Source organism: uncultured Gimesia sp., assembly GCF_963972345.1.
Taxonomy (GTDB): Bacteria; Planctomycetota; Planctomycetia; order Planctomycetales; family Planctomycetaceae; genus Gimesia.
Window position 1 is genome coordinate 23,593 of the sequence record NZ_CAXAVM010000080.1, and the last position, 7,449, is coordinate 31,041.

8 protein-coding genes are annotated in these 7,449 nt (G+C 51.0%); all 8 read left to right on the top strand.

Features of this window, described 5'->3' with window-relative positions:
* Positions 1-178 precede the first annotated feature (178 nt).
* Positions 179-718 carry a MarR family transcriptional regulator gene (locus AACZ40_RS14815; RefSeq protein ID WP_291168862.1) on the top strand — a complete coding sequence of 180 codons (540 nt, stop codon included), beginning with the start codon at positions 179-181 and terminating at the stop codon, positions 716-718.
* A gap of 484 nt (positions 719-1,202) precedes the next feature.
* Positions 1,203-1,736 (top strand): diaminobutyrate acetyltransferase, encoded by a 534-nt coding sequence (gene ectA / locus AACZ40_RS14820; RefSeq protein WP_291168860.1) that lies wholly within the window; start codon positions 1,203-1,205, stop codon positions 1,734-1,736.
* A complete protein-coding gene (ectB, locus tag AACZ40_RS14825) occupies positions 1,733-3,025 on the top strand; it encodes a diaminobutyrate--2-oxoglutarate transaminase (RefSeq protein ID WP_291168858.1) in 1,293 nt (430 codons plus the stop codon). Before ectA ends, ectB begins: the two co-directional genes overlap by 4 nt.
* A gap of 95 nt (positions 3,026-3,120) precedes the next feature.
* Positions 3,121-3,516: an ectoine synthase gene (locus tag AACZ40_RS14830; protein WP_291168856.1), complete on the top strand. Its 396-nt coding sequence runs from the start codon at positions 3,121-3,123 to the stop codon at positions 3,514-3,516.
* Between the two features lie 87 nt (positions 3,517-3,603).
* Positions 3,604-4,542, top strand: coding sequence for an ectoine hydroxylase (gene thpD / locus AACZ40_RS14835; RefSeq protein WP_291168855.1), 939 nt, complete (start codon positions 3,604-3,606; stop codon positions 4,540-4,542).
* Positions 4,543-4,624: 82 nt separating this feature from the next.
* Entirely contained in the window at positions 4,625-5,155 is a 531-nt protein-coding gene (locus AACZ40_RS14840; protein WP_291168853.1) for a TRAP transporter small permease, read from the top strand.
* A 29-nt stretch (positions 5,156-5,184) separates the two neighbouring features.
* Entirely contained in the window at positions 5,185-6,474 is a 1,290-nt protein-coding gene (locus AACZ40_RS14845) for a TRAP transporter large permease (RefSeq protein WP_291168851.1), read from the top strand.
* A gap of 18 nt (positions 6,475-6,492) precedes the next feature.
* Positions 6,493-7,449, top strand: a 957-nt coding sequence (gene dctP, locus AACZ40_RS14850) for a TRAP transporter substrate-binding protein DctP (protein ID WP_339674835.1), incomplete at its 3' end; no start/stop codon positions are given.

Consider the following 7,449-nt stretch of genomic DNA (forward strand, 5'->3'; position numbering starts at 1 on the left):
CCAGGCGGACTGTGCGGGCTTGCGGCTCCTGTTGTTGCCGTGGTAAACATGCCTGGAAGCCTTCAATTCTGTTGATTGAATCCACAGCTGGTTGAAAAATAAATGTTTAGTATGCATAATACTTTACAGGGGCCCCTTGCGCTTAGTTTATCCGGCTGATACTTACATCGAGAATTTTATGTCACCTCTCACTCTTGAGGATCAGGTTATTGTCGCACTGCGACGAATCACGCGTGCCATCGATTTACACTCCCGGGGGCTGATGCAGGAAATCAACCTGACAGCGCCCCAGTTAGCATCCCTTCAGACAATCGCACGCCTGCAGCCGATCACGGTAGGAGCACTGGCAAAATCGATCCATCTCAGCCAGGCCACGCTCACTGGAATCCTGAGCCGACTGGAATCTCGAAACCTGGTCACACGCGGCCGCAGGGGGCAGGACAAGCGAACCGTCGTCGTCGAATTGACCGAAGAAGGTCAGGCGATGATCAAAAACGCTCCTTCTTTACTACAGGACCGTTTTCGTCGCGAACTCCTGATGCTGCAGCAATGGGAACAGACGCAGATGCTTTCTACTTTGCAACGTATCGCGTCGATGATGGATGCCGAAAACATCGATGCCTCTCCCGTCCTGTCTGCAGGAGATGTCTCAACCTCCTCAGAACACGATACGGAATATCTGAACGATAACCCTGTGACTGTGCATGATCCACAGTGAGTGATCCTCAGCGATCATATCAGCGGAACGCGGATAAAAAGACGAAAAAACTGCAATACATACGAACAGCGCCCCGTCACTGTTGTAATCTGCCCCGCTGCCAGTCCACATCAGCCTGTATATGTAATCTGATAACACTCTGCCGGTGATAACAGAACGCCTCTCCCTAATGCAGGTAAGTCAGTTCCTCACGTTGTTTTCAGCCGCAATTAAAAACTGAGGCTTGACACTTAATATTCCATTGTGTACAAAACATTGCACACTAAGCATTATTAAACTACAAACGTGGTACAGAAAGTGAATCGCATTTACTGACGCTCCTTATCTGTATCAACATAACACTGCTGAAACAGTTATGTTGCTGGATTGACTGCTTTGATGATAATACCCGTTCATCGCATCTTCAGAATTTGACTTTACTTTGTAGTCTAATCTTTTTCATATACTAGAGCAGATTGCTCTGAAGCCCGTAAAACACAGCCAAATGGACAAGGCCAAACAACTGATATTTCGCGAGCCCTCTCTGGAAGATGGTCTCGCCATAACCAATCTGGTGAAGAACTGCCCTCCCCTGGACGTGAATTCCCATTACGTCTCCCTGTTGCTTTGCCGCGATTTTTACGATACGTGCGTTCTGGCCGAGCACGATTCCCGCATCGTTGGCTTTCTCTCGGCTTATTGCCCTCCTCATCGGGAAAACACGATCTTTATCTGGCAGGCAGCCGTCGACAGCAGTGTGCGCGGCTGTGGAGTCGCATCCCGTATGCTGGATGCCCTGCTCTCACGTGAGAGCCTGTCTGACATCAACCACCTGGAAACGACGATTACACCTTCCAACAAATCGTCTCAAAAGCTGTTTCGCTCTCTGGCGAAGCGGCTCAACACTGAGTGCCGAACGCACAGTGGATTTTCTTCGGATCTGTTTGGTGAAGCAGAAGAACACGAACCCGAAGAACTGTACCAGCTAGGCCCATTCACACTCAAACCCTTACATGGAGAGAAATCAGAAGTATCATGAATATATTCAACCGACTCGAATCAAATGTCCGTGGATACTGCCGCTCATTCCCGTGCACGTTTAAAAAAGCCCAGAATGCGACTTTAACTGATGAAGCAGGAAACGAATATATCGACTTCCTCGCCGGAGCCGGTACTTTAAACTACGGCCATAACAATCCGATTCTGAAAGAGAAACTGCTGGAATTTCTGGAACGTGATGGCTTACTGCATGGACTCGACATGCACACTGATGCCAAACAACGCTTCCTGGAAGTTTTTGAAAAGCACATTCTTTCTCCGCTCGAATTTGATTACAAAGTCCAGTTCACCGGTCCCACCGGAACCAATGCCGTGGAAGCCGCACTCAAGCTGGCCCGAAAAGTGACGGGACGGACCAACATCGTTTCCTTCACCAATGGATTTCATGGTGTCAGCCTGGGTGCCGTCGCTGCCACTGGTAACAGCCACTTCCGTGATGCCGCAGGTACCCCTTTAAACAATGTCACCTTTATGCCTTATTACGGCTACCTGGGTGACAATATCGATACCCTCGAATACTTCGAAGCCCTGCTCAAAGACAACAGCAGTGGCCTGGATCTGCCTGCTGCCGTGATTGTGGAAACGGTTCAGGGAGAAGGGGGCGTCAATGTTGCCAGCGCAGAATGGCTGCAACAACTTGAGACTCTCTGCCAGGAACATGGCATGCTGCTCATTATTGATGATATCCAGGTAGGCTGCGGCCGAACCGGCAGCTTCTTCAGTTTTGAAGAAGCTGGAATCGTCCCTGATATCGTCACGCTTTCCAAATCATTGAGCGCCTATGGCTTACCCATGTCGCTGGTACTGATGCGATCTGAACTCGACCAGTGGGAACCGGGTGAGCATAATGGTACGTTCCGCGGAAATAACCTCGCGTTCGTCTCCGCAGCGGCAGCGATTGAAACATACTGGAGCGATTATCGACTGACGCGTGAAGTCAAGCGAAAAGGAACGCTGATCGAAAGCCGACTCCAGGCAATCGCTGATACGACCACTGAAATGCACCTGGAAGTGCGTGGTCGCGGAATGATCTGGGGCCTCGCCTGCCAGGAATACCCGCAGCTGCCGGATATGATCAGTGCAGAAGCCTTTAAACGTAATCTGATTATCGAAACCAGCGGGACTGACAGCCATGTCCTGAAAATCCTGGCCCCACTGACGATCGAAGATGACCAGTTACTGCAAGGCCTGGATATCGTTGCCGACTGCTTCAAAGCAGTTCTCAGCGATGAAAAAGTAATCAAAGAACTGGGCCTGGTCTCGAACTGAGTGCCCCGTTTTCTGCTGCTGTTCAGACAGCAGCGAATACGACAGGTAATACTTAATCATAACAGTAATACAAATACAGACAGAAAAGTGAGATCATGATTGTAACACAACTGGAGGACATTCTCGGCACAGAGCGGGATGTTCACGCGAAAACCTGGAACAGTCGCCGCTTATTACTGGCCGGTCAGAAGATGGGATTTTCCCTGCATGACACATTGATTCACGCCGGAACGGAAACCGAAATCTGGTATCAGAATCATCTGGAAGCGGTCTACTGTATCGAGGGAGAAGGGGAAATCGAACTGATCCCCGATGGCCCGACTTATCCCATCAAACCCGGAATGATGTATGCCCTGAATGAACATGACCGACACCTGCTGAGGGCAACGACACAATTGCGGATGATCTGTGTGTTTAATCCGCCGGTGACTGGTCAGGAAGTTCATGATGAAAACGGCGTGTATCCGGCTGCAGCTGGTACAGAGGCGTAACCTGACTCCATCACCGTATCAACCTGTAAAGCGAAAGGCTTACTGACAGACAACCTGTAGCGGCAACATCCAAAGAAAGCGCCTCTGATGACCGCCAACATTTCAACTGATTCGACTCACCGCGTGGAAGATCTTTACCCTTCCCGTATCAAACAGCAGCCCGAGTTCCTCGAACGCCAGGACCCGATCGTATACGGGGATGCTCAAAATGGCCCATTGAACGCAGAACAACTGGACCAGTTTGACCGGGATGGCTTCCTGCTGCTCCCGGGATTTTATACCAGTCAACAGGTGGCATTGTGCCACCAGGAACTCGACCGGCTGCGCGATTCCCAGGAAACCAGAGAACGTCCGGAAGCCATCGTCGAACCAGACAGTGCAGCATTACGCTCCCTGTTTGCAGTACACCGACCGGAAATCAGCGATCGATTTTCACAAGTCGCAGCCGACAAAAGAATTCTGGAAATGGTCATGCAGATTCTGGGCAGCGAGGTTTATATTCATCAGTCGCGGGTGAATCTGAAACCGGGATTTGCCGGCAAAGAATTTTTCTGGCATTCCGATTTTGAAACATGGCATGTCGAAGATGGGCTGCCCCGCATGCGGACAGTCAGTTGCTCCCTTCTGCTGGATCATAATTACGAGTTTAATGCCCCGTTAATGTTACTCCCGGGTTCGCATCGTAAATATGTCACCTGCGTCGGGCAGGCACCCGAAAAGCATTACGAATCGTCGCTGAAGCAGCAGAAATATGGGGTACCAGATCCTGATTCTCTCACTCAGCTGGTCAACGAACATGGGATCACACAGGCGACAGGACCTGCCGGATCGTTACTGTTGTTTGACTGTAACACCATGCATGGTTCTAATGGTAATATTACACCGTTTCCCCGTTCTAATCTTTTTTTCGTCTATAACAGTATCTGGAACCAGCTCGCAAATCCTTTCTGCGATCATCAGCCACGACCTGAATTTATCGCCTCACGTGAATTCAGCAACACAATGAAACCCAGAGAGTTCATTTGATGTCGTTCTCCCAATCCCGTATTGCCAGGCGATCTGCAGATTATTGTATTGATCGTAAAATGAATCTCAGAAAGAGACGCTGATGAATCGCCTCTTTCAGTGGATTCAGAAAATCGAAGCGTTTCTGCTCGCCTGGTCGATCATTGCGATCGCAGCGCTTTCCATCGGGAACGTGTTCTGCCGGGCAGTGCTCGGCTTCAGCGTCTCCTTTACCGGGGAACTGTCCCAGTTCCTGATCATCATTGTCACCTTTGTGGGCTTGAGCTACGCTGCCAGTCGCGGACGACACATTCGCATGACGGCCTTTTACGATCAGCTCAATCCGCGCTGGCGCAAAATTCTGATGGTGGCTATCAGCGGGTTGACCGCCCTGCTGATGCTGCTGCTCACCTGGTATGCGTTCGAATATATTGCCACGGTCCGTTTTTTAGAAACCGTCTCTCCCGTTCTGCAGGTTCCCCTGTACCTGGTCTATCTGTTTGTCCCACTGGGCCTGCTGCTGACAGCCATTCAGTATGGCTTAACCGTCTGGCGAAACCTGACTTCTCCCGATGTGTATATCTCGTATACCCAGAAGGATGAATATGAAACCACTGTGGTAGGGGAACTCTGAAATGACCAAAGCAGTGGGGAGATAGCGGCGTGGAAGCATTACTCATCCTGGGAATCATGCTGGTGCTGTTGATGCTGGGCTTTCCGATGAAGGTCCCCCTTATCACCGCAGCATTGGCAGTTCTGCTGGTCTTCCACCCGGATGTGACTCCTGCCGTACTGATTCAACAGATGATCGGCGGCATCAAACCGGCGGCGTTGATCGCCGTCCCCATGTTCATTTTTGCCGCGGATATCATGACGCGCGGAAACTCGGCGAATCGACTGCTGGATCTGGTAACCGCTTTTGTCGGTCATCTGCGCGGCGGGCTGCCGATCGCCAGTGCCATCAGCTGCACCCTGTTTGGTGCCATGTCGGGTTCAACCCAGGCAACCGTCGTCGCGATAGGCGGACCACTGCGTCCCCAGTTACTGAAAGCCGGCTACCCCGATTCTTTCACTACTGCCTTGATTATCAATGCCAGTGATATTGCGTTGCTCATTCCCCCCAGTATCGGCATGATTGTGTATGGCGTTGTCTCGGGAACTTCGATTGGCGAGATGTTCATCGCCGGGATCGGCCCCGGTCTGCTGGTACTGCTGATGTTCTGTGTTTACTGCTGGATCGCATCCATACGGATGCAGATTCCCCGACAACCCAAAACAGACAACGCAACGCGGCTCAACTCTGTCAAACGGGCATTGCTGCCTCTGGGATTTCCACTGATTATTATCGGAGGCATTTATTCCGGTATTTTCAGCCCCACCGAAGCAGCAGCCGTCTCGGTGCTGTATGCTGGCATCTTAGAGATCGTCTTCTTTCGCGACCTCTCCCTGAAAGATATTCCTGATATAGCGCTTTCCACCGGTCTGGTCACTGCCGTGGTGTTTATTCTGGTAGGTGCCGGCGCCGGATTCAGCTGGGTGATTTCGTTTGCCCAACTGCCCGACGCCTTGATTAATAACTGGCTGGGGCTGACTCCCGATTCCGGCTACTGGACCATTATGCTCACGATTGCGGTTGCCTATTTCATCGGCTGCATGTTCGTAGATCCGATTGTGGTGATCCTGATTCTGACTCCTATTTTCCATCCCGTCGCAGCGGCTGCCGGCATCGACCCGGTGCTGGTCGGGATTGTCGTCACGCTGCAGGTTGCGATCGGCTCGGCCACCCCGCCGTTCGGCTGTGATATTTTTACGGCAATTGCAGTCTTCCGCCGCCCTTACCTGGAAGTCATTCGGGGCACGCCACCTTTTATTGCCATCCTGCTGTTCGCAGGTGTCTTATTGATCGCCTTCCCTGCGATTTCCCTCTTTCTACGCGATCTGGCTTTTAACTGAATCAGACAGGTGTCGACGATGAACAGCACACTCTCTCTCAAAATGTTCCAGTTATGCGGGTTACTGATCTGTCTCACAATGCCTGCTGGCTGTGAGTCACAAAGCGCCGCTTCTACTAAAGAACCGGTGGTGCAGTGGCGGTTTGCCATTGAAGAAACGATCGGCAGCGTACAACATCAATACGCCATGAAGTTCAAGGAACTGATTGAAACACGGTCTGAAGGCAAAATCGAAGTCACGATTTATCCCTATGGAACACTGGGAACCTCTGACCAGATTACCGAACTCGTCGATATGGAAGTCATCCAGTTTGCGATGGCTTCACCGGGACATCTGGGGAAACTGATACCGGAGGTCCAGGTCTTTCTGCTCCACTTTCTGTTTTCCGATGACGATGAAATCAATAATAAAGTCCTCAATGAAGATCCGAAACTGCAGGAAACATTCGATGAACTTTATGCCCGCAAAGATCTGAAACTGCTTTCGATTTTTTCTGAAGGCTGGCAGGTCTGGACCACGAAAAAAGACATCCAGACACCCGAGGATTTTCAGGGGGTGAAAATGCGGGTCATGACGACGCCGCTGTTACTGGCTGCATATGAAGCCTATGGTGCCAGCCCGACTCCCCTGCCTTACTCTGAAGTTTACTCGGCTCTGCAGCTCAATATGATCGACGGCCAGGAAAATCCGGTCTTCGCGATTCAGGAAATGAATTTTTATGAAGTCACCGACTGGATGATCTTCGCCCGACATGCGCCCTTCATTACCACGGCAGTCACCAATCGATATTTTTTCAACTCGCTCTCTCCAGAACGACAGAAACTGGTGTTTGGCGTTGTCTCCGATTTGAACGGCTACATTCTGAATGTCCAGAAGCAGTTCAACCGGGAACGACTGGATCTGATTCGCAAAAACAGGCCCAAGCTGAAGATCGTCGACGAACAGGGCGAGACGCTCGAGGACCGGCGCGTCGGC